Source organism: Bradyrhizobium sp. USDA 4354 (assembly GCF_054060315.1).
In genome coordinates this window covers 1,807,687-1,829,677 of the sequence record NZ_JBSSDC010000001.1, presented here as the reverse complement: position 1 = coordinate 1,829,677, position 21,991 = coordinate 1,807,687, and the positions used below count along the sequence as shown (strand labels likewise).

Genomic DNA, 21,991 nt, shown 5'->3' with positions numbered 1-21,991 from the left:
TTTAGCCCGGCCATGACAGTTCTCTAATTACGCGAAGCTCTTCGCAAAGCCTTCGACCACCGACTTCAGCTTGGCAGCGGTGTCGTCGGCGAGATCGCGGCTGTCGCGGATCGCGCTGAGGATATCGACGTGCTTGCCGCGCAGCAGCGAGAGCAGGCCGTCCTCGAACGCGCGCACTTTGTTGAGCGGAAGCGGATCGAGATAGCCGTTGGTGCCGGCCCAGATCACGCAGACCTGCTCTTCCATCTTCAGCGGCGAGAACTGCGGCTGCTTCAATAGCTCGGTGAGACGCGAGCCGCGGTTGAGCAGGCGCTGGGTCGAGGCGTCCAAGTCGGAGCCGAACTGCGCGAACGCCGCCATTTCGCGGTACTGCGCCAGCTCGCCCTTGATCTTGCCGGCGACCTTCTTGGTGGCCTTGGTCTGCGCCGAGGAGCCGACGCGCGACACCGACAGACCGACGTTCACCGCGGGACGGATACCCTGGAAGAACAGGTCGGTTTCCAGGAAGATCTGGCCGTCGGTGATCGAGATGACGTTGGTCGGGATGTAGGCCGACACGTCGTTGGCCTGGGTTTCGATGACCGGCAGCGCCGTCAGCGAGCCCGAACCCTGGTCCTTGTTCAGCTTCGCCGCGCGCTCGAGCAGGCGGGAGTGCAGATAGAACACGTCGCCCGGATAGGCTTCGCGGCCCGGCGGACGGCGCAGCAGCAGCGACATCTGGCGGTAGGCGACGGCCTGCTTGGACAGATCGTCATAGATGATGACCGCGTGCATGCCGTTGTCGCGGAAGTACTCGCCCATGGTGCAGCCGGTGAACGGCGCGATGTACTGCATCGGCGCCGGATCCGACGCGGTGGCGGCGACGACGATCGAATATTCGAGCGCACCCTGCTCTTCCAGCACCTTCACGAACTGGGCGACGGTGGAACGCTTCTGGCCGACCGCGACGTAGACGCAGTACAGCTTGATGTTCTCGTCGGGCTGCGCGTTGAGCGGCTTCTGGTTCAGGATGGTGTCGAGCGCGATCGCGGTCTTGCCGGTCTGACGGTCGCCGATGATCAGCTCGCGCTGGCCGCGGCCGATCGGGATCAGGGCGTCAATGGCCTTGAGGCCGGTCGCCATCGGCTCGCTCACCGACTTGCGCGGAATGATGCCGGGCGCCTTGACGTCGACGCGCATGCGCTTGTCGGCTTGGATCGGACCCTTGCCGTCGATCGGGTTGCCGAGCGCGTCGACGACGCGGCCGAGCAAGCCTTTGCCGACCGGGGCGTCCACGATGGCGCGGGTGCGCTTGACCGTCTGACCTTCCTTAATTTCACGGTCGGCGCCGAAAATAACGACACCGACGTTGTCGGTCTCGAGGTTCAGCGCCATGCCGCGGGTGCCGTTCTCGAACTCGACCATTTCACCGGCCTGGACGTTGTCCAGACCGTAGACGCGGGCGATACCGTCGCCGACGGACAGCACCTGTCCGACTTCGGAGACTTCAGCTTCCTGGCCGAAATTCTTGATCTGGTCCTTGAGGATCGCGGAAATTTCCGCGGCGCGGATGTCCATCAGCCTGCCTCTTTCATCGCGTGCTTGATCGAATTGAGTTTGGTGCGAAGCGAACCATCCACCATGCGGCTGCCCAGCTTGACGACGAGGCCACCAATGATCGAGGGATCGACTTTCACGTTCAGCGCGACGTCCTTGCCGGTTACCGACTTCAAGGCAACCTTGAGGGCATCGAGATTCTTGTCCGAGAGCGCTTCCGCCACGGTGACGTCGGCCGTCGTCTCGCCCTTGAACTTGGCAACGAGAGCGCGGTAGGCGCGAATGACGTCGGCCACCGCGAACAGGCGACGGTTGGCGGTCAGCACTTTCAGGAAGTTGGCGGAGATGCCGGCAATGCCGGCTTTGTCCAGCACGGCCGAGAGGGCCTTGGACTGGGCGTCCGCCGCGAACACCGGACTGCGGACGAGGCGCTTCAGATCAGCGCTTTCGTTCAGCAGGGCGTCGAATTTGTCGAGATCGGCTTTGACCTCATCGACCACTTTCTGGTCGCGGGCCAGTTCAAACAAGGCCGTTGCATAACGGCCGGACACACCTGAAACGGACGTATCTTCTGCAGCCACAGACGCGCTCTTTTTGCTGTCAAACTCGCAAGGGAAAAACCGTCGCCACGAAGCGGCGCCTAGCGATCCAAGCCCTTGGAATTCAAGCGGGACTTCGATTTTCGACCAGCACGGGAGGTGCCGGGCTCGTTAAAATCGCGGCTTTGCTAACATAGCAGGCGCGCAGGTGCAACATGACGCCAAATTAAAGGCACGAGGTTCTGTCGCCAGTTCGTCGCAGCCGGCAACGCCTTGAGACCGACGGCGAGGAGCCGGCACCGATGTCCCCGCGCGGAAATGCCGCGAGCCTTGCCGCGAACCTTGCCACGAGCCCCTCCATTGGTTCCTGCCGCCAGCGCATAGCGGCCATGAACACGAATCAGCGAGGCGTGAATCCGGCCTCGTCGGTTCCACCTGCCGAATACTTACCCAATTCTAAACAATCGGGGCGATGACTTCGCTTTACAGTAGTTCCAAATAATTCGCAGGTTAATAAATCGTTAAAGCCGAAGATTACGGAACATCAGACGAATATCGTACGCCGGTAACAAGATATTTCATGACGAAACATTGCAGATTTACTGCCTAATTCACGCCTCATTGGGAATCGAAACGCCAATCCGCTCACAAACTGATGGGGGCTCCACTAGCCACATGTGTGGCAATACTAGCTTAGGGACCACTAAATGCTGTCTTTGAAGACGCTGGGCTTTGTGACCCGGCCGCGCACAGCGATTGCTTTCGTTGCCGCAACTCTCCTCGTCGGCGGAACCGCCACCGAGGCTTCCGCCAAATCCAGGCATCACCGTCACCACCATCATCACCGCCACGCCCAGACCGATACCAACGCGACGTCCGATTGGCGCAATGCCAATGCGTCGATGACGCCGACCTCCGGCACGGGCCGCAGCTTCTCCGGCGTGGCCTCCTATTACGGCAACGAGTCCGGCAGCCGGACCGCCTCGGGCCAGCGCTTCAACCAGAACGCCATGACCGCGGCGCACCGTTCGCTGCCGTTCGGCACCAAGCTGCGCGTCACCCACCGCGGCCAGAGCGTGGTCGTCACCATCAACGACCGCGGTCCGTTCATTCGCGGCCGCGTGCTCGACCTCTCCACGGGCGCTGCCCGCGCCATTGGCCTCACCGGCGCCGGCGTCGGCCGCGTCACCGCGGAAGTCGTCTCCTAACGGCGCGCTTCAAGCGCCTCACCGCACGCGCGCAGTTTCCATCAGTTTGATGCGCGCACGAAACAAGCCCGCGGTCTTGGGGGACCGCGGGCTTTTTGTTTGGCCCCGTCATCGCCGTGTCCCGGACAAGCTGCAACGCGCAAGCGTTGCGGCGCAGAGCCGCGACCCAGGAAGCCGCGGAGCCGTGTGCGGCATGGGCCCCGGCTCTGCAGCGCACCGCTGAAGAAGCGCTGCCATAGCGCGTCGAAGACGCGCGTAAACGCGCTTATGGCGTCCGGGGCACGAGAGGAGACAGGACGCACTGCTCCCATCGCGTCATTGCGAGCGCAGCGAAGCAATCCAGAATCTTTCCGCGGAAAGACTCTGGATTGCTTCGTCGCAAGGGCTCCTCGCAATGACGTGGAGAGAGCGGGGGGGGGGGGCAGCCCCTACAAAAAGCTCTGCGGATCGACGTCGACTTCCAGCTTCAGATTGCCTGATGGCTTCGGGCAAACCGCGAGCCAGTTGCGCAGGTAATCCGACAGATCGAAACCGCGCGCCGATTTCACCAGGATGCGGAAGCGGTAGCGGCCCTTGATGACGGCGAGCGGCGCTTCGGCCGGGCCGAGCACCACGACACGCTCGTCGCGCGGCGCGAGCGCGACGAGCTTGCGGCCAAAGCCTTCAGCGGCCGGGCGGTCGCCGGCGGAGATGATCAGGCTGGCGAGCCGGCCGAACGGCGGATAGAGCGTCTTCTCGCGCAGCTCGATCTCGCTGTCGTAGAAGGCCTCGCGGTCACAGGCGATCAGCGCCCTCATCACCGGATGATCGGGCTGATGGGTCTGGAGATAGCCGACGCCGCGGCCCTGCTCGCGACCGGCGCGGCCGATCACCTGGTTGAGCAATTGCCAGGTACGCTCCGCCGCGCGGGGATCGCCGTTGCTGAGACCGAGATCCGCATCGACCACGCCGACCAGATTGAGCCGCGGGAAGTTGTGACCTTTTGCCACGAGCTGCGTGCCGATGATGATGTCGACGCGGCCCTCCGCGATCTCGGCAAGCTCGCTTCGCATCGTCTCGATCGAGGTGATGAGATCGCTCGACAGCACCATGGTGCGTGCCTCCGGGAACAGCGCGGCCGCCTCTTCCTGCAGGCGCTCGACGCCGGGACCGACGGCGACCAGCGATTCCTCGGCCGAGCAGTTCGGGCAGAGATGCGGGCGCGGCATCGAGAAGCCGCAATGGTGACAGACCAGACGCTGGCGAAAGCGGTGATCGACCAGCCAGGCGTCGCAGATGGTGCAGGCGAAGCGATGGCCGCAGGCACGGCACAAGGTCAGCGGCGCATAGCCGCGGCGGTTGAGGAACAAGAGCGCCTGCTCGCGCCGCTCGATCGCGGTTCTGATCTCGCCGGCAAGCCGCGGCGAGATGAAGCGGCCGCGCGCGGGCGGCTCGCGGCGCAGATCGATCGCCTCGATATGCGGCATGTGCTGGCCGCCGAAGCGCGAGGGCAGCGCGATGCGCTGATAGCGGTTCTTGCGCGCATTGACCTCGGACTCGACAGACGGCGTGGCAGAGGCCAGCACGACCGGGATTTTTGCGATATGCCCGCGTACCACCGCCATGTCGCGGGCGTGGTAATGCACGCCCTCGTCCTGCTTGTAGGCCTGGTCGTGCTCCTCATCGACGACGATGAGGCCGAGATTGGCATAGGGGAGAAACAGCGCCGAGCGCGCGCCGACCACGACCGGTGCGGTGCCTGCGGAGATCGCCGCCCAATTGCGCGCGCGGGTGCGCGGTGTGAGCTCGGAGTGCCACTCGATCGGCCGCACGCCGAAACGCTGCGCGAAGCGGTCGAGGAACTGGCCGGTGAGCGCGATTTCCGGCATCAGGATCAGCGACTGCTTGCCGCGGCGAATGGCTTCGGCAACCGCCTCGAAATAGACCTCGGTCTTGCCCGAGCCGGTGACACCGTCGAGCAGCGCGACGTGGTACGTGCCATTGGCCGCGAGCGCGCGCATCGTGTCGACCGCGGCGCGCTGCAGCGGCGTGAAATCCGGCCGGCCGAAATCCGGATCGGGCGCCGGCGGGGGAGGAGGCGGCGGCATCGGCTCCACCGTGAGCGTGCCTTCATCGACGAGGCCGTCGATCACGCCTGAGGAGACGCCGGCTTCCTTGGCCGCATCGGACTTGCCGTGCAGCAGCCGGTCCGACAGCAGCGCGAGCACCCGCTGCCGCGCCGGCGTCAGCCGCTTCGGGGGATCGCCGACGAGGCGCACGCCGGCGCGCGCCCGCTCCGGGCCGAGATTCTCGCCCATCCGCAGGCACATGCGCAGCACCATGCCGCGCGGGCTCAGCGTGTAATTCGCGACCCAGTCGACCACCTGGCGCAGCTCCGGCTTGAGCGGCGGGATGTCGAGCTTTTCGCTGACCTCCTTGAGGCGGTTGTGCAGGCGTGGATCTGGATTGGCGTTTTCGCCCCAGACCACGGCGAGCACCTCGCGCGGGCCGAGCGGCACACTAAGGAGATCGCCCGCCTTCAGCTCCATGCCGCGCGGCACCTTGTAGGAATAAGTCTGGTCGAGCGCGACAGGCACCAGCACGTCGACCATGCGGGTCGCGTTGGCGGGGGCGGTGTTGCGCGGTGTGTGATCCATGGGTGGAGAATCGGAACTCGGGGACTTGAGGCTAGCGCCGCGGGCCCGCCTTAGCGAACGATAAACGAGTGTGATGCGATATACTGTGCGGAATCACCACGTCCAGAGCGCATGAGCAAAGCGGCCGCCCCCTTGATCGAGCTCGCCAGCGCCGATCCCTCGATCGCGCAGGAGATGGCGCGCTGGCTGGCGCATCTCGGCGCCGAGCGGCGGCTGTCGCCGAAGACGCTGGAGGCCTATGGCCGCGACTTGAGGCAGTGCCTGGATTTCCTCTGTGCCCATTGGGGCGAGCGGGTCACGCTCAAGCGCTTCGCGGCGCTCGAAGCCACGGATATCCGCGCCTTCATGGCAATGCGCAGGGCCGACGACATTGCCGGCCGCAGCCTGATGCGCGCGCTGGCGGGCTTACGCTCGTTCGGCCGTTTTTTGGAGCGCGAAGGCAAAGGCAAGGTCGGCGCGTTATCAGCGATCCGCGCGCCAAAAGTCGCAAAGAGCCTGCCGAAGCCGCTGCCGATGGCATCGGCCAAACGTCTTGCCGATGCCGACGAGCGCGCCGGCGAGGAACGCGAGACCTGGATTTTGGCGCGCGATGCTGCGGTGATGGCGCTCTTGTACGGCTCGGGCCTGCGCATCTCCGAAGCACTCGGACTGAAACGCCGAGAAGTGCCGCGGCCCGGCGAAGGCGACGTGCTGGTCGTGACCGGCAAGGGCAACAAGACCCGCATGGTGCCGGTGCTGCAAAACGTGCTCGCGCTGGTGCAGGAGTACGTCGCGATGTGCCCGTATCCGCTGCCCGCGGAAGGGCCGATCTTCGTAGGCGCACGCGGCGGCCCCTTGAGCCCGCGCATCATCCAGCTCGCGATGGAGCGGCTGCGCGGCGCGCTCGGACTTCCCGACAGCGCCACACCGCACGCGCTGCGCCACTCCTTCGCCACGCATCTGCTGTCGCGCGGCGGCGATCTGCGCGCCATCCAGGAATTGCTCGGCCATTCCTCGCTCTCGACCACGCAGGTCTATACCGGAATCGATTCCGAGCGATTGCTGGAAGTCTATGCCAGCGCGCATCCGCGGCGCTGACACACTGACGTCATAACTTCCTTGCCTCTTGCGCGGCGCGCGCGGTTCGGTCAATCGTTGCGGGACCGAGGCAGGAGAGATTTATGAGCGCACATGAAAGCATGGAGCATGCCGAGCACGCCGAGCACGCGTCCGGCTCGAACAAGAAGATCGCGCTCCTGATCGCCGTGCTGGCGCTGTTCCTGGCGATCTCGGAGACGCTCGGCAAAGGCGCCCAGACCGAATCGATCAGCAAGAACGTCGAGGCCGCCAATCTCTGGGCGTTCTTCCAGGCCAAGAGCATCCGCCGCACCGTGGTGCTGACCGCGGCCGAGCAGGGCAAGCTGACCCTGGCCGGTGCGACCGACGATGCCATCAAGGCTACGGTGCAGAAGCAGGTCGACGACTGGACCAAGACTGCGCAGCGCTACCGCTCCGAACCCGAGACCGGCGAAGGCACCGAGCAGCTCGCGGCGAAGGCCAAGCACGCCGAGCACGATCGCGACGAGGCGACGGCGAAATACCATCACTTCGAGCTGGCGTCGGCCGCGTTCCAGATCGGCATCGTGCTGGCGTCCGCCACCATCATCACCGGCATGATCGCGCTCGCCTATGTCGGCGGCGTTCTGACGATCGCCGGCCTGATCATGACCGCGCTCGGCCTATGGTGGCCGCATCTGTTGCATTTGCATTAGTCGCTGCACGTAACGGCCGCGCTGTTAATCCCGTCATCCTGAGGTGCGAGGAGCGCAGTGCATCAGCACTGCGCTTGGAGCCTCGAAGGATGAACGGCCGAGCTGCAGCCGGGCCGTCGCCCTTCGAGGGCCGCTGAAGAAGCGGCCACCTCAGGGTGACGGGGAGAGGCTGATTGTGCCGGCGCTCAACGCGCCTGGTGCACGCTCTTCCTAAAACGCTGGATCTGGCGCAGCGTGCGGGCGGACCAGCCTTCGCCGTTGCCGGCGATCAGCTCGCGGATGCGGCGCTTGATCGGGTCGACCAGCTCCGCGGCCTTGGCGCGCACCCTCAGCACCAGATCATAGATCCGCTCGAACCAGCGCATCTCCAGCAGCTTGGCGCGCGTCACGTCGAACACGAAGGCAGTGACGCCGACGCCGACAAGTTTCGCGAACACGATCGTGAAGACTGCGCTGGTCCAGTATTCGTGCGCGAGCAGCCACAGGCCGACCAGCTTGAGCGGAAACAGCGGGATGACGGGGACCGCGAACACGATCAGCGTCATGGCCGGCGACAGCGCATCGACGCGCTCCGTCAGCCATTGCTTGAACCGCGCGAGCGGGATGGCTGAGACGACCTTTGCAACGATCGGTTCGAGATGGTCCCACAGCCAGGCTTCGATCAGGAAGACGATCGCGAGCAGGACCCAGACCGGTTGAAGGAGGCGGCGCAGCATGTGTTTCCCGCCCGGTTCGGCGCTGGGCGCGTCGTTACATATGGATGGCCCGCTTGCCGACTGCAAGCGCGGCTTCCTTGACGGCCTCCGAGCGGGTCGGATGGGCATGGCAGGTGCGTGCGAGATCTTCCGCGCTGCCGCCAAATTCCATGAGAACACAGGCTTCATGGATCATTTCGCCGGCTTCGCGGCCGATAATGTGCACGCCGAGCACGCGATCGGTCTTCGCATCTGCGAGAATCTTCACAAAGCCGTCGGTGGTCTGGTTGACCTTGGAGCGGCCGTTGGCGGTAAAGGGAAACTTCCCGACGGTATAAGCTGTGCCCGCCTGCTTCAGCTCCTCCTCGGTCTTGCCGACGGAGGACACTTCCGGCGTGGTATACACGACGCCCGGGATCACGTCGTAGTTCACGTGGCCGGCCTGGCCTGCGATGATCTCCGCGACCGCAACACCCTCATCCTCGGCCTTGTGCGCGAGCATCGGGCCCGCGACCACGTCGCCGATGGCATAGACGCCCTTCAGGCTGGTGGCGAAATGCGGGTCAATCTGGACGCGGCCGCGCGGGTCGAGCGCGACCCCGGCTTCCTTCAGGCCGAGACCGTCGGTGTAGGGCGTGCGGCCGATGCAGACGAGCACGACGTCGGCCTCGATGGTCTCGGCGGCACCGCCGGCAGCCGGCTCGACTTTCGCCAGCAATGCCTTGCTGTTCGCTTCGACGCCGGTGACCTTCGAACCCAGCTTGAATGCAAATCCCTGCTTTTCAAGGATGCGCTGGAATTGCTTGGCGATCTCGCCGTCCATACCGGGCAGAATGCGATCGAGGAATTCGACCACCATCACTTCGGATCCGAGCCGGCGCCACACAGAGCCAAGTTCGAGCCCGATCACGCCGGCGCCAATGACCAGCAATCTGCCGGGCACCTTCTCCAGCGACAGCGCGCCGGTCGACGACACGATGCGCTTCTCGTCGATCTCGATGCCCTTGAGGCGCGCGATGTCCGAGCCGGTAGCGATCACGATGTTCTTGGTCTCGATCGTCTGCGACTTGCCGTCGGCGGAGACTTCGACCTTGCCGGTCCCCAAGATCTTGCCGGTGCCCTTGAGCACGTCGATCTTGTTCTTCTTCATCAGGAACTCGACGCCCTTGACGTTGCCGTCGATGCCCTGCTGCTTGAAGTTCATCATCGCGGGCAGATCGAGCTTCGGCGCGGAAACGCTCACGCCCATCTTGGCGAAGGAATGGCCGGCTTCCTCGAACATTTCCGAGGCGTGCAGCAGCGCCTTGGACGGCATGCAGCCGACATTGAGGCAGGTGCCGCCGAGCGTTGCGTTCTTTTCGACCACGGCGACTTTCATGCCGAGCTGGCTCGCGCGTACCGCGCAGACATAACCGCCCGGTCCGGTGCCGATGACGACGAGATCGTAGGTAGCCATGAGAGAAAGTCCCGTAGGTTAGGCGTGATGAGGATGTGTCAGCGTGCGCCGGTGCGTCAGCGTCCGCCGGACACATCAAGAATGGCCGAGGTGACGTAGGAGGCCTCGTCCGACAGCAGCCAGACGATGGCGTTGGCGATTTCATCGGCGGTGCCGACGCGCTTCATCGGCACCAGATGGGCCAGACGATGGGCGCGGTCGGGCTCGCCGCCGGCGGCATGGATTTCGGTGTCGATCAGGCCCGGACGAATACCCGCGACGCGAATGCCTTCGCCCGCAACCTCGTAGCCGAGGCCGATGGTGAAGGAATCGATCGCCCCCTTGGACGCCGCATAGTCGACATAGGTATTCGGCGAGCCGAGCTTGGCGGCAACCGACGACAGGTTGACGATGACGCCGCCCTTGCCGCCATGCTTGGTCGACATCCGCTTCACCGCCTCGCGCGCGCAGAGCATCGAGCCGGTGACGTTGACGGCCATGACGCGCTGGATGCGCTCGGCCGACATCTCGTCGACGCGCACGCCGCTCTTGCCGACGATGCCGCCATTGTTGACGAGGGCGCCGAGCGTGCCGAACTTGTCGGCTTCCCTGAACAGGTTGAGGATGTCGCTTTCCTCGGCGACATCGCATTTCACCGCGATGGCCTTGCCGCCCTTGGCCTCGATCTGCGCGACGACTTCGTCGGCCGCATTCTTGTTGCTGGCATAGCCGACCACGACCCGAAAGCCGCGCGCCGCCGCCGCAAGCGCGGTCGCCCGGCCGATGCCGCGGCTGCCGCCGGTGATGACAACGACTTCATCCGTCACGCGCGCCTCCATGGTTCGACATGCGCCGTCGCGAATGACGACGGCGCTCGCAGGGCATCAGGGATCAGAGATCGAGCACCAGGCGCGCCGGATCTTCCAGGCTCTCCTTGACGCGGACCAGGAAGGTGACGGCTTCCTTGCCGTCGATGACGCGGTGATCGTAGGACAGCGCCAGGTACATCATCGGGCGGACCTCGATCTTGCCGCCGACGACCATCGGCCGCTCCTGGATCTTGTGCATGCCCAAAATGCCGGACTGCGGCGCGTTCAGGATCGGGGTCGACATCAGCGAGCCGTAGATGCCGCCATTGGTGATGGTGAAGGTGCCGCCTTGCATCTCGTCGATCTTGAGCTGGCCGTCACGGGCGCGGCGGCCGAAATCGGCGATGCTCTTCTCGATGTCGGAGATCGACTTGTGATCGCAGTCGCGCACCACAGGCACGACGAGGCCCTTGTCGGTGCCGACGGCAACGCCGATGTGATAATAGTTCTTGTAGATCAGGTCGCTGCCGTCGATCTCGGCGTTGACGGCCGGGATGTCCTTCAGCGCCTGCACGACGGCCTTAGTGAAGAAGCCCATGAAGCCGAGCTTGGCGCCGTGCTTCTTCTCGAACGCGTCCTTGTAGTGCGCGCGCAGCGCCATGACGTTGGTCATGTCGACCTCGTTGAAGGTCGTGAGCATGGCCGCGGTGTTCTGCACGTCCTTGAGGCGGCGCGCGATGGTCTGGCGCAGGCGGGTCATCTTGACGCGCTCTTCGCGGGCCGCGTCATCGGCCGGCGACGGCGCGCGCACCTGAACGGCAGCGGCTGGCTGGTTGACCGGGGTCGGCGCGGACGCCGCGCGCTCGATCGCGGCGAGCATGTCGCCCTTGGTGACGCGGCCATCCTTGCCGGAGCCCGGAACGGTCGAGGCATCGATGCCGGTCTCGGCCGACAGCTTGCGCACAGACGGAGCAAGCGGCGCATCGGCCGGCGGCGCCTTGGCGGCAGCGGGAGCAGCGGCAGCAGCAGGAGCAGCAGCCTTGGCCGGCGCGGCGGCCGGCTTGGCAGCGCCGGCACCGTCGGTGATCTGACCGAGCAGCGCGCCGACCGCAACGGTCGCACCATCGGCGGCAATGATCTCGCTCAGCGTGCCGGCGGACGGCGCGGGGACTTCGATGGTGACCTTGTCGGTCTCGAGCTCCACCAAGGGCTCGTCGACGGCGACGGGATCGCCGGCCTTCTTGAACCAGCGGCCGATGGTGGCCTCGGTGACGGATTCGCCGAGCGTCGGCACACGAATTTCAGTCATGGTCTTTTTTCCTCGATCGCTAATGCCGTCATCGTCCGCCTTGTGCGCACTTGCGCACCGGAGCGGACGATCCAGTACTCCGTGACGACCGCGTTCAAAACGGAGGGCACGGCGCACTGGATGCCCCGGTCAAGCCGGGGCATGACATTGGAATTCAGTTCAGCTCAGTGCTTCGTCCAGGAACGCCTTCAGCTGCGCCTGATGCTTGGACATCAGACCCGTGGCGGTCGCGGCGGAAGCGGCGCGGCCGACATAACGCGGACGCCGGCTTACACCGTTCACCTGGTTCAGCACCCATTCCAGATAGGGCTCGATGAAGTGCCAGGCACCCATGTTGCGGGGCTCTTCCTGACACCACACCACTTCGGCCTTCTTGAAGCGCGACAGCTCGGCCACCAGCGCCTTCAGCGGCACCGGATAGAGCTGCTCGACGCGCATCAGGTAGATGTCGTCGATGCCGCGCTTCTCGCGCTCCTCGTAGAGGTCGTAATAGACCTTGCCGGAGCACAGCACGATGCGGCGGATCTTCTCGTCCGGAACGAGCTTGACGGCTTCGCTCGGCAGCATCTGGGCGTCATCGTAGAGAATGCGGTGGAAGGTCGTGCCCTTCGCCAGCTCTTCGAGACGCGACACCGCCCGCTTGTGACGCAGCAGCGACTTCGGCGTCATCATGATCAGCGGCTTGCGGATCTCGCGATGCAGCTGCCGGCGCAGCACGTGGAAGTAGTTCGCCGGCGTGGTCGGGTAGACCACCTGCATGTTGTCTTCCGCGCACATCTGCAGGTAGCGCTCGAGGCGCGCCGAGGAGTGCTCCGGTCCCTGGCCCTCATAGCCGTGCGGCAGCAGGCAGACGAGGCCGGACATGCGCAGCCATTTGCGCTCGCCCGAGGAGATGAACTGGTCGAACACGACCTGCGCGCCGTTGGCGAAATCGCCGAACTGGGCTTCCCACAGCGTCAGCGTGTTCGGCTCGGCGAGCGAGTAGCCGTATTCGAAGCCGAGCACCGCCTCTTCCGACAGCAGCGAGTTGATAACCTCGTAATGGCCCTGCTCGTGGCCAAGATGGTTGAACGGCGTGTAGCGGCTCTCGTCCTCCTGGTCGATCAGGACCGAGTGGCGCTGCGAGAAGGTGCCGCGCTCGGAGTCCTGTCCGGACAGGCGGACGTGATGGTTTTCGTTGAGCAGCGAGCAGAACGCCAGCGCCTCGCCGGTCGCCCAGTCGATGCCGGTACCGGTGTCGATCGCCTTCGAGCGGTTATCGAGGAAACGCTGGATGGTGCGGTGAACGCGGAAGCCGTCCGGCACCTTGGTGATCTTACGGCCGATGTCCTTCAGCGTGGCGATGTCGACGCCGGTGACGCCGCGCCGCGCATCCTCTTCCTGATCGGCGATCTTGAAGCCCGCCCACTTGCCGTCGAGCCAGTCGGCCTTGTTCGGCTTATAGGATGTGCCGGCCTCGAACTCGGCATCGAGCCGCGCGCGCCAGTCGGCCTTCAGCTTGTCGACCTCGCCCTCGGTGACCACGCCCTCGGCGATCAGGCGCTTGGCATAGAGCGACAGTGTCGACGGATGGGCCGCGATCCGCTTGTACATGACCGGCTGGGTGAACGCCGGCTCATCGCCCTCGTTGTGGCCGTAGCGCCGATAGCACCACATGTCGATGACGACGGGCTTGTGGAACTTCTGCCGGAATTCGGTCGCGACCTTGGCCGCGAACACCACGGCTTCCGGATCGTCGCCGTTGACGTGGAAGATCGGCGCGTCGATCATCTTCGCCACATCCGACGGATAGGGCGAGGAGCGCGAATATCGCGGATAGGTGGTGAAGCCGATCTGGTTGTTGACGATGAAGTGCACGGAGCCGCCGGTGCGGTAGCCCTTCAGGTCGGACAGGCCGAAGCACTCGGCGACCACGCCCTGGCCGGCGAACGCGGCGTCGCCATGCATCAGGAGCGGCATCACGGAGATGCGCATATCCGGCGGATCGCCGTGCTGGTCCTGCTTGGCGCGGACCTTGCCGAGCACCACGGGATCGACAATCTCGAGATGCGAGGGGTTGGCGGTCAGCGACAGATGGATGCGATTGCCGTCGAACTCGCGGTCCGAGGAGGCGCCGAGGTGATACTTGACGTCGCCGGAGCCTTCGACGTCCTCCGGGTTGGCGGAGCCGCCCTTGAACTCGTGAAACAGCGCGCGGTGCGACTTGCCCATCACCTGCGTCAGCACGTTGAGGCGGCCGCGATGCGGCATGCCGAGCACGATCTCCTTCACACCGAGATTGCCGCCGCGCTTGATGATCTGCTCGAGCGCCGGAATGAGAGACTCGCCGCCGTCGAGGCCGAAGCGCTTGGTGCCGGTGAACTTGGTGTCGCAGAATTTCTCGAAGCCTTCGGTTTCGACCAGCTTCATCAGGATGGCTCGGCGGCCCTCGCGGGTGAACGAGATCTCCTTATCCGGTCCCTCGATGCGCTCCTGGATCCAGGCCTTCTGCGCGGCATTGCTGATATGCATGAACTCGACGCCGAGCGTCTGGCAGTAGGTGCGCTCGCAGATCGCGGTGATCTCGCGCAGCGTGCCGTATTCGAGGCCGAGCACATGATCGAGGAAGATCTTGCGGTCGAAATCGGCTTCACTGAAGCCGTAGGTGCGCGGGTCGAGCTCTTCGCGGTTGCGCTGGGCCTCGATGCCGAGCGGATCGAGCTTGGCGTGGAAGTGGCCGCGCATGCGGGTAGGAGCGGATCAGCATCAAGGCGCGGACGGAGTCGCGCGTCGCCTGAAGCACGTCGGCGGAGGAGATGTCCGCGCCCTTGTCGCCTCCCTTGGCCTGCGCCCTGGCGGCGATCTTGGCGCCGACCGCCTTCTCGACCTCGGCCCAGTTGCCGTCGAGGGCGGAGGTCAGATCGTCCTTCGGGGTCAGCGGCCAGTTGTCCCGCTCCCAGGACGGGCCTTCCGCGTTCTTGCTGATGTCAGCAGGCGCGTCGTTCAGGCTCTTGAAGAACTCCTGCCACTCGGCGTCGACCGAGGACGGGTCCTTCTCGTAGCGGGCGTAGATTTCGTCGATGTAGGTGGCGTTGGTGCCCTGCAAAAAGGATGACAAGGCAAAGGCTGCGTTCGCGTCCTGGCGAGACATACTTGAGTTCCTGGCGATTTCGGTTCGCGCATAACAAACGGCGCTGGCGCCGAGCTCCCCCGACAGGGCTCGACGCGACAGGCACCCTTTACCCTATTTGCTGCGAAACTTCGCCCGGAAAAGCACGAAGAAGTGAATTAGCCCTTCAACTTTTCGGCAAGCGTATGGCCGAGGCGGGCCGGCGACGGAGACACTGTAATCCCTGCCGATTTCATCGCCTCGGTCTTGGAACCGGCGTCGCCCTTGCCGCCCGAGATGATCGCGCCGGCATGACCCATGCGGCGGCCGGGAGGGGCCGTGACGCCGGCGATGAAGCCGACCATCGGCTTCTTGCGGCCGCGCTTGGCCTCGTCCTTGAGGAACTGGGCGGCGTCTTCCTCGGCGGAACCGCCGATCTCGCCGATCATGATGATCGATTCCGTCTTGGGGTCGGCGAGCAGCATCTCGAGCACGTCGATGAATTCGGTGCCCTTGACCGGGTCGCCGCCGATGCCGACCGCGGTGGTCTGTCCCAGGCCTTCCTGGGAGGTCTGGAACACGGCTTCATAGGTGAGCGTGCCCGAGCGGGAGACGATGCCGACCGAGCCGGTCTTGAAAATGTTGGCGGGCATGATGCCGATCTTGCACTCGCCGGCGGTCATGACGCCCGGGCAGTTCGGCCCGATCAGGCGCGACTTGGAGCCGATCAGCGAGCGCTTCACGCGGACCATGTCGACGACAGGAATACCCTCGGTGATGCAGACGATCAGCGGGGTCTCGGCATCGATGGCTTCGCAGATCGCGTCCGCGGCACCCGGCGGCGGCACGTAGATCACCGACGCATCGGCGCCGGTCTTCTCACGCGCCTCGCGCACGGTGTCGAACACCGGCAGGCCCAGATGCGTCGAGCCGCCTTTGCCCGGCGAGGTGCCGCCGACCATCTTGGTGCCATAGGCCATCGCGGCCTCCGAGTGGAAGGTGCCGTTCTTGCCGGTGAAGCCCTGGCAGATGACCTTGGTGTTCTTGTCGATCAGGATGGACATGAGGTCTGCTTTCGCGAACTAACGAGTGAGAAGTCAGTGGATGCGGCGGTAGACGCCGGTGAGCACGTCGGCCCAGCCTTCCGCGTCCGGCGAGAACTGGATCTTCAACGAATAGGAATTGTCGTCGATGATCTCGTAGACGTGGCGCGCATTGCCGCGGAGCGAGCCGCGCACCAGCGTCAGGGTCTTGCCGACCCACCCGCCGGAGGCGGGCGAGGGCGGCGTGTAGCCGAGCGAGTCGTACCAGAACAATTTGTAGGTCCGGTCGTCGCGGTCGTAGGTGAAGATGCCGTGGGTGGCGAAGATCTGCTTGCCGTCACGCATCTGGACACTGTCCTGGATCAGGTAGAACCCGTTGAGGTCCATGCGCGCGACGACGTGAGAGGTTGCCGGCCCGCCCGCCGTCCAGCGCGACGGGAAGACCACCTCTTCGCCATCCCATTCGCCGGCGAACGCGGCGAGACGCGCATGCTCGGGGAGCGGAGATGATGCGGCGAGATGGTCCTGGGCCATGGCGTTAGCCTCCCTTGACGGCCTTCACGATCTTCTGCGCGGCGTCGTCGAGATTGTCGGCCGGCACCACGTTCAGTCCGGATTCACGGATGATCTTCTTGCCGAGCTCGACATTGGTGCCTTCGAGACGGACCACCAGCGGCACGCTGAGACCGACCTCGCGCACGGCAGCCGTGACGCCCTCGGCGATCACGTCGCACTTCATGATGCCGCCGAAGATGTTGACCAGGATGCCCTTCACGTTGGGATCGGCGGTGATGATCTTGAAGGCGGCTGCGACCTTCTCCTTGCTGGCGCTGCCGCCGACGTCGAGGAAGTTCGCCGGCGCCATGCCGTAGAGCTTGATGATGTCCATCGTCGCCATGGCGAGGCCGGCGCCGTTGACCATGCAGCCAATGTTGCCGTCGAGGGTGACGTAGTTGAGGTCGTACTTGGACGCCTCGATTTCCTTGGCGTCTTCCTCGGTCTCGTCGCGCAGCGCGAGCACTTCTGGGTGACGGAACAGCGCGTTGTCGTCGAACGACACCTTGGCATCGAGCACGCGGAGCTGGCCCTGCTTGGTCACGACCAGCGGGTTGATCTCCAGCATCGACATGTCCTTGGCGACGAAGGCGGCGTAGAGCTGCGCGGTGAGCTTCTCGGCCTGCTTGGCGAGATCACCGGAGAGGTTCAGCGCCTTGGCAACGGTGCGGCCGTGATGGCCCATGATGCCGGTGGCGGGATCGACCGAGAAGGTCACGATCTTCTCAGGGGTGTTGTGCGCGACGTCCTCGATGTTGACGCCGCCTTCGGTCGAGACGACGAAGGAGACGCGCGAGGTCTCGCGATCGACCAGGATCGAGAGGTAGAACTCCTTGTCGATGTCGGAGCCGTCCTCGATATAGAGGCGGTTGACCTGCTTGCCGGCGGGGCCGGTCTGCACGGTCACCAGGGTGGCGCCCAGCATCTGCTTGGCGAACTCGGAGACCTCGGCGGCCGACTTGGCAATGCGGACACCGCCCTTGTCGCCGGCCGAGGCTTCCTTGAACTTGCCCTTGCCACGGCCGCCGGCATGGATCTGGCTCTTCACCACCCAGACCGGGCCGGGCAGCGCCTTGGCAGCGGCTTCAGCGTCGGCGGCTTTGAGGACCGGAACGCCCTTGGAGATCGGCACGCCGAACTCATTCAGCAGCGCTTTGGCCTGATATTCATGGATATTCATATGGTCGCTCCCTGAACCCGCGGGCGGTGACCCCATGGGCCCACCTCAGTCTTGTGGCTGGCATACCATATACCACAGGAACTGCAACCCGGATTCTTTGACATCGATCTCTGGACTGCCGAACCCGAAGCCCGCCAATCCTTCAAACAAGAATTGCACCGGACCCCGGAAATGAAACCGCCGAAGACCGGGTTTCGATCTTCGGCGGGGATTGGTTGCGCCTTAGCGGCCGAGAAGATCGGGGGCGATCTTCTTGCAGGCGTCGACCAGGCCCTGCACGGCGCCGACCGACTTGTCGAAGGCTTCACGGTCCTTGCCGGCAAGCTCGATCTCGACCACGCGCTCGACACCCTTGGAGCCGATCACGACGGGCACGCCGACATACATGTCCTTCACGCCGTACTCGCCGTTGAGGTAGGCGGCGGAGGGCAGCACGCGCTTCTTGTCCTTCAGGTAGCTCTCAGCCATCGCGATGGCGGACGCGGCCGGCGCATAGAAGGCCGAGCCGGTCTTGAGCAGGTTGACGATCTCGGCGCCGCCGTTGCGGGTGCGGTCGACGATCTCGTCGAGGCGCGCCTGCGAGGTCCAGCCCATCTTGACGAGGTCGGGCAGCGGGATGCCGGCGACGGTGGAGTACTTCACCAGCGGCACCATGGTGTCGCCGTGGCCGCCGAGCACGAAGGCGGTGACGTCCTCGACGGAGACGTTGAACTCGTCGGCCAGGAAGTAGCGGAAGCGCGCCGAATCCAGCACGCCGGCCATGCCGACGACCTTCTTGTGCGGCAGGCCGGAAGCCTTCTGCAGCGCCCAGACCATCGCGTCGAGCGGGTTGGTGATGCAGATGACGAAGGCGTCGGGGGCGTACTTCTTGATGCCGGCACCGACCTGCTCCATGACCTTGAGGTTGATGGAGAGGAGGTCGTCGCGGCTCATGCCGGGCTTGCGCGGCACGCCCGCGGTGACGATGCAGACCTTGGCGTTGTCGAGCGCTTCGTAGGAGTTCGCGCCGGTGTAGTGGGCGTCGAAGCCGTCGACCGGCGAGGACTGCGCGATGTCGAGCGCCTTGCCCTGCGGCACGCCCTCGGCGATGTCGAACATCACGACGTCGCCCAGTTCTTTCAGGCCGATGAGGTGAGCCAGCGTTCCGCCGATCTGACCGGAGCCAATCAAAGCAATCTTGTCGCGCGCCATGTGAACCTGTCCTTTAGACACGTAAGGAGGGGAAAACTGAGACGGGTGGTTATCCCTTTCGCCTCCCCCGTTCAAGTCGCCCAATGCCCAATTGTCGGGCTTGCCGCGGCCACGGGCACGCAGCCCTGTCATTCCGGGGCGCGACGAAGGTCGCGAGCCCGGAATCCATCGGGCGGCGGAGCGCGCTGAGAAATGGATTCTCAGGTGCGCAATTGCGCACCAAAGCTCGCCGCTTCGCGTCGCCCCGGAATGACAGCGCTGGCAAATAGGACTTAAGTCTCCACCAGGCCCTTGGTCGAGCCGCTCGCGGTGGAATCCTTGCGGCCGTGAGGCAGCGCCAGATAGGTTTCCGAGCCCATTTCGATCAGGCGCGAGGCGGTCCGCTTGAACTCCATGGCCTCGTTGCCCTCGGTGGCGAGGTAGAGCGAGATCGGATTGGCGTCGGCCGAGGCCATCAGCTTCACGGCGTTGTCATAGAGCGCGTCGATCAGCGTGATGAAGCGCTTGGCCGCGTTGCGCTGGGAGAGGTCCATCACTGGAATACGGTCGACCAGGATGGTGTGATAGTCGTGCGCCAGCCTGAGATAGTCGGATGCACCTAACGGCTTCTCGCAGAGGTCGGCGAACGAGAACCGCGCCACGCCATGGGCCGAGCACGGCACGTGCAGGATGCGGCCCTTGATCGAAATATCGCGCGACCTGCATGTGGCGCCGCCCGACATCCGCGTCCAGGCGCGGTCGAGCGCGGCGTCAGCATCGCCATCGGCCGGTGTCAGCCACATCGGCACGCCCTGCAGCTTCTCCAGCCGGAAGTCGGTGCGCGCATCGAGCCGCGCGACGTCCATGTGGTCGGTGATCTGCTTGATGAAGGGCAGGAACAGCGAGCGGTTGAGGCCGCCCTTGTAGAGATCGTCGGGCGCGACGTTGGAGGTCGCGACCACGACCGTGCCGAGCTCGAACAATTTCGCGAACAGGCGCCCCAGGATCATCGCATCCGCGATGTCGGTGACGTGGAATTCGTCGAAGCAGAGCAGCCAGCTCTCCTCGAAGATCGCATTCGCGGTCAGCGCGATGACGTCGCCGTCGGCGATCTCGCCGCGCGCGATGCTCTGGCGATAATCGTAGATGCGCTCGTGCACATCCGCCATGAACTCGTGGAAATGCGCGCGCCGCTTGTGCTCGACCGAGGCGTGCTGGAAGAACAGGTCCATCAGCATGGTCTTGCCGCGGCCGACCTCGCCATGGATGTAGAGCCCGCGCGGCGCATCGTCCTTGTCATTGCTGCTGAACAGGCGACTGAGCAGGCCCTGCTTGCGCTGCGGCTTGTAAGTGGCGAGCCGTTGGTCGAGCGCCGCATAGGCCTCGGCGACCTCGGCCTGTGCGGCATCGGGCTCGATCGCGCCGGACGCGATCTCGGCGTGGTAGGCCTCGCTGAACGGGGAACTGGGGGTGGAGAGCATGGCCCTTTACCGCCAGAGACGGAGGGAAATTGCAAGCCGTCAATTGGTGCGGGGCGCTATGCGTTCCCTGCCCCGGACGCGCTGCAGCGTGTAACGCTGCTGCGCAGTGCCGGGACCCTCTGTTTCGCGCATCGCCAAATTTCGTTCGTCGCGGAGGCTGGGCCCCGGCTCTGCGGCCGGGGCGCGAGAGCTGTACTACTCGCACAGCTCGTACGCATCCTCGACGACATACGGCCCGCCACCCGTCGATGCGCGCGAGGAGAACAGCACGAAGCGCTCGGCCATGAACGCCTTGCTCGGGAAGTAGCCGCGCAGCGAGAGATAGTCGGCGACGTCGCGGTCGGAGGCGTCGTGGAGCCGGGCCAGTGTGACGTGCGGGATGAACTTGCGTCCCTCCGGATCGAGGCCGATCCGCTGCATCATGCGCTCGAGCTCGGCCTGCAATTCCATCAGCGGCTTGCTCGGCGCGATCGTTGCGACCACTGCGCGCGGCTTGCGACCGCCGAAGCTGGTGAGCCCCTGCACCTTCACCTCGAACGGCTTGCGGTCGACGCGAAACAGCATCGAGGCGATCTCGTTGGCGGAAACGCCGTCGATGTCGCCGATGAAGCGCAAGGTGACGTGATAATTTTCGGGATCGATCCAGCGGGCGCCGGGAAGGCCGCCCCTCAAGTTGGAAAGCGACTGGCCGATCTCGGCCGGAATTTCCAGACCCGTAAACAAACGCGGCATCGTTTCGCACTCCCGATGCTTGGGTACAGTCCTCGAAGAGCGAGAACCATATCCAAATTAGAGCCGGCGACGAATCACCGGTACCCTGATTCCTATCGCAGTTGTGTGACTCTGCGAAGCATGCCGCGCCTCACCCCGGCAAAACCCTGGGAATTAGGGTTAGCGCTGCCTGCTTTTCAACGCCGCTGCTCAGCGATCGTGCCAACGAATGCCTCCACCATGGGCATGATCCTGCCGACGATGATGTCGACGCCCGCCGCGGTCGGATGAATGCCGTCGGCCTGGTTGAGCTTGGCGTCGGCGGCGACCGCATCGAGGAAGAACGGATAAAGCGGCACGTCGAATTGTTTCGCCAGATCCGGATAAATCGAATTGAAGCGCGCGGCATAGTCGGCGCCGTAATTCGGCGGCGCCAGCATGCCGCACAGCATCACCGCGATCTTGCGCGCCTTGAGCCGCTGGATGATGTCTGTCAGCGCGGCGCGCGTCAGGTCGGGATCGATGCCGCGCAACGCGTCGTTGGCGCCGAGCTCGACGATGACGCCGTCGGTTCCATCGGGCACCGACCAGTCGAGCCGGTCGCGGCCGCCGGAGGTGGTGTCGCCGGACACCCCGGCATTGGTCATGTCGACCGCTATCCCTTTGGCCTGCAACGCTTTTTGAAGCTTTTGCGGAAACGCCTCCTGGGCCTGCAGGCCGAGACCGGCGCTTAAGGAATCGCCGAGAACGACGAGCTTGACCGGTTTTGTCGCGCCCGCCCGGGCGGGGGGCGCAACCGTCATCAGGGCGAGCATCAACACGGCTATGTGCATGAACAATCCGTA

General features: G+C 64.8%; 17 protein-coding genes and 1 pseudogene. 3 read left to right on the top strand and 15 right to left on the bottom strand.

Annotation, left to right across the window (positions count from 1 at the left end; genetic code table 11):
• Positions 1–27 precede the first annotated feature (27 nt).
• Together atpA and ACVIIV_RS08595 are read right to left on the bottom strand one after the other, a co-directional pair.
• The gene (gene atpA / locus ACVIIV_RS08600; protein ID WP_456743800.1) at positions 28–1,557 is read right to left on the bottom strand and encodes a F0F1 ATP synthase subunit alpha; all 1,530 of its coding nucleotides are present in this window, start codon (positions 1,555–1,557) and stop codon (positions 28–30) included.
• Positions 1,557–2,117: a F0F1 ATP synthase subunit delta gene (locus ACVIIV_RS08595; RefSeq protein WP_407116095.1), complete on the bottom strand. Its 561-nt coding sequence runs from the start codon at positions 2,115–2,117 to the stop codon at positions 1,557–1,559. The genes atpA and ACVIIV_RS08595 overlap by 1 nt, the downstream gene beginning before the upstream one ends.
• A 665-nt stretch (positions 2,118–2,782) precedes the next feature.
• Between ACVIIV_RS08595 and ACVIIV_RS08590 the strand changes: the two genes are divergently transcribed.
• Positions 2,783–3,283 carry a septal ring lytic transglycosylase RlpA family protein gene (locus ACVIIV_RS08590; RefSeq protein ID WP_456743799.1) on the top strand — a complete coding sequence of 167 codons (501 nt, stop codon included), beginning with the start codon at positions 2,783–2,785 and terminating at the stop codon, positions 3,281–3,283.
• Positions 3,284–3,711: 428 nt separating this feature from the next.
• On the opposite strand, the gene ACVIIV_RS08585 is transcribed toward ACVIIV_RS08590, so the two are convergent.
• Positions 3,712–5,919, bottom strand: a complete 2,208-nt coding sequence (locus ACVIIV_RS08585) for a primosomal protein N' (protein WP_456743798.1) — start codon at positions 5,917–5,919, stop codon at positions 3,712–3,714.
• 111 nt (positions 5,920–6,030) lie between these two features.
• Here ACVIIV_RS08585 and ACVIIV_RS08580 point away from each other — a divergent pair, with 111 nt between their 5' ends.
• Both ACVIIV_RS08580 and ACVIIV_RS08575 read left to right on the top strand, forming a co-directional pair.
• On the top strand, positions 6,031–6,996 hold the full coding sequence (locus ACVIIV_RS08580) for a tyrosine recombinase XerC (protein ID WP_456743797.1): 966 nt from the start codon (positions 6,031–6,033) through the stop codon (positions 6,994–6,996).
• Positions 6,997–7,079: 83 nt separating this feature from the next.
• Positions 7,080–7,670, top strand: a complete 591-nt coding sequence (locus tag ACVIIV_RS08575) for a DUF4337 domain-containing protein (RefSeq protein WP_456743796.1) — start codon at positions 7,080–7,082, stop codon at positions 7,668–7,670.
• 185 nt (positions 7,671–7,855) lie between these two features.
• Here ACVIIV_RS08575 and ACVIIV_RS08570 read toward each other — a convergent pair whose 3' ends face one another.
• The 12 genes and pseudogenes from ACVIIV_RS08570 to ACVIIV_RS08515 all read right to left on the bottom strand — a co-directional run bounded on the left by ACVIIV_RS08570 (position 7,856) and on the right by ACVIIV_RS08515 (position 21,979).
• On the bottom strand, positions 7,856–8,386 hold the full coding sequence (locus tag ACVIIV_RS08570; protein ID WP_456743795.1) for a hypothetical protein: 531 nt from the start codon (positions 8,384–8,386) through the stop codon (positions 7,856–7,858).
• 34 nt (positions 8,387–8,420) lie between these two features.
• Positions 8,421–9,821 (bottom strand): dihydrolipoyl dehydrogenase, encoded by a 1,401-nt coding sequence (lpdA, locus tag ACVIIV_RS08565; RefSeq protein ID WP_456743794.1) that lies wholly within the window; start codon positions 9,819–9,821, stop codon positions 8,421–8,423.
• Between the two features lie 56 nt (positions 9,822–9,877).
• Positions 9,878–10,639 (bottom strand): SDR family oxidoreductase, encoded by a 762-nt coding sequence (locus ACVIIV_RS08560; RefSeq protein WP_456743793.1) that lies wholly within the window; start codon positions 10,637–10,639, stop codon positions 9,878–9,880.
• A gap of 52 nt (positions 10,640–10,691) precedes the next feature.
• Complete coding sequence (gene odhB / locus ACVIIV_RS08555) at positions 10,692–11,918, bottom strand: 2-oxoglutarate dehydrogenase complex dihydrolipoyllysine-residue succinyltransferase (protein ID WP_456743792.1); 1,227 nt, start codon at positions 11,916–11,918, stop codon at positions 10,692–10,694.
• 159 nt (positions 11,919–12,077) lie between these two features.
• Positions 12,078–15,048: pseudogene (locus ACVIIV_RS08550) on the bottom strand (2-oxoglutarate dehydrogenase E1 component).
• A gap of 137 nt (positions 15,049–15,185) precedes the next feature.
• Positions 15,186–16,070, bottom strand: coding sequence for a succinate--CoA ligase subunit alpha (sucD, locus tag ACVIIV_RS08545; RefSeq protein ID WP_456743791.1), 885 nt, complete (start codon positions 16,068–16,070; stop codon positions 15,186–15,188).
• A gap of 33 nt (positions 16,071–16,103) precedes the next feature.
• On the bottom strand, positions 16,104–16,583 hold the full coding sequence (locus ACVIIV_RS08540) for a DUF1579 domain-containing protein (RefSeq protein WP_456743790.1): 480 nt from the start codon (positions 16,581–16,583) through the stop codon (positions 16,104–16,106).
• Between the two features lie 4 nt (positions 16,584–16,587).
• Positions 16,588–17,784 carry an ADP-forming succinate--CoA ligase subunit beta gene (sucC, locus tag ACVIIV_RS08535; protein WP_197962398.1) on the bottom strand — a complete coding sequence of 399 codons (1,197 nt, stop codon included), beginning with the start codon at positions 17,782–17,784 and terminating at the stop codon, positions 16,588–16,590.
• Positions 17,785–18,006: 222 nt separating this feature from the next.
• A complete protein-coding gene (gene mdh, locus ACVIIV_RS08530) occupies positions 18,007–18,975 on the bottom strand; it encodes a malate dehydrogenase (protein WP_130362877.1) in 969 nt (322 codons plus the stop codon).
• 272 nt (positions 18,976–19,247) lie between these two features.
• Positions 19,248–20,435 (bottom strand): cell division protein ZapE, encoded by a 1,188-nt coding sequence (gene zapE, locus ACVIIV_RS08525; protein ID WP_456743789.1) that lies wholly within the window; start codon positions 20,433–20,435, stop codon positions 19,248–19,250.
• Between the two features lie 195 nt (positions 20,436–20,630).
• Positions 20,631–21,167, bottom strand: a complete 537-nt coding sequence (gene thpR, locus ACVIIV_RS08520; protein ID WP_061850347.1) for an RNA 2',3'-cyclic phosphodiesterase — start codon at positions 21,165–21,167, stop codon at positions 20,631–20,633.
• Between the two features lie 176 nt (positions 21,168–21,343).
• Positions 21,344–21,979 carry an arylesterase gene (locus ACVIIV_RS08515; protein ID WP_456743788.1) on the bottom strand — a complete coding sequence of 212 codons (636 nt, stop codon included), beginning with the start codon at positions 21,977–21,979 and terminating at the stop codon, positions 21,344–21,346.
• Positions 21,980–21,991: the final 12 nt, after the last annotated feature.

What these genes read in the sequence shown, in the direction of transcription:
- atpA (WP_456743800.1), bottom strand. Translation starts at nt 1,557, where the DNA reads ATGGACATCCGCGCCGCGGAAATTTCCGCGATCCTCAAGGACCAGATC.
- ACVIIV_RS08590 (WP_456743799.1), top strand. Translation starts at nt 2,783, where the DNA reads ATGCTGTCTTTGAAGACGCTGGGCTTTGTGACCCGGCCGCGCACAGCG.
- ACVIIV_RS08585 (WP_456743798.1), bottom strand. Translation starts at nt 5,919, where the DNA reads ATGGATCACACACCGCGCAACACCGCCCCCGCCAACGCGACCCGCATG.
- ACVIIV_RS08580 (WP_456743797.1), top strand. Translation starts at nt 6,031, where the DNA reads ATGAGCAAAGCGGCCGCCCCCTTGATCGAGCTCGCCAGCGCCGATCCC.
- ACVIIV_RS08575 (WP_456743796.1), top strand. Translation starts at nt 7,080, where the DNA reads ATGAGCGCACATGAAAGCATGGAGCATGCCGAGCACGCCGAGCACGCG.
- ACVIIV_RS08570 (WP_456743795.1), bottom strand. Translation starts at nt 8,386, where the DNA reads ATGCTGCGCCGCCTCCTTCAACCGGTCTGGGTCCTGCTCGCGATCGTC.
- lpdA (WP_456743794.1), bottom strand. Translation starts at nt 9,821, where the DNA reads ATGGCTACCTACGATCTCGTCGTCATCGGCACCGGACCGGGCGGTTAT.
- ACVIIV_RS08560 (WP_456743793.1), bottom strand. Translation starts at nt 10,639, where the DNA reads ATGGAGGCGCGCGTGACGGATGAAGTCGTTGTCATCACCGGCGGCAGC.
- odhB (WP_456743792.1), bottom strand. Translation starts at nt 11,918, where the DNA reads ATGACTGAAATTCGTGTGCCGACGCTCGGCGAATCCGTCACCGAGGCC.
- sucD (WP_456743791.1), bottom strand. Translation starts at nt 16,070, where the DNA reads ATGTCCATCCTGATCGACAAGAACACCAAGGTCATCTGCCAGGGCTTC.
- ACVIIV_RS08540 (WP_456743790.1), bottom strand. Translation starts at nt 16,583, where the DNA reads ATGGCCCAGGACCATCTCGCCGCATCATCTCCGCTCCCCGAGCATGCG.
- sucC (WP_197962398.1), bottom strand. Translation starts at nt 17,784, where the DNA reads ATGAATATCCATGAATATCAGGCCAAAGCGCTGCTGAATGAGTTCGGC.
- mdh (WP_130362877.1), bottom strand. Translation starts at nt 18,975, where the DNA reads ATGGCGCGCGACAAGATTGCTTTGATTGGCTCCGGTCAGATCGGCGGA.
- zapE (WP_456743789.1), bottom strand. Translation starts at nt 20,435, where the DNA reads ATGCTCTCCACCCCCAGTTCCCCGTTCAGCGAGGCCTACCACGCCGAG.
- thpR (WP_061850347.1), bottom strand. Translation starts at nt 21,167, where the DNA reads ATGCCGCGTTTGTTTACGGGTCTGGAAATTCCGGCCGAGATCGGCCAG.
- ACVIIV_RS08515 (WP_456743788.1), bottom strand. Translation starts at nt 21,979, where the DNA reads ATGCACATAGCCGTGTTGATGCTCGCCCTGATGACGGTTGCGCCCCCC.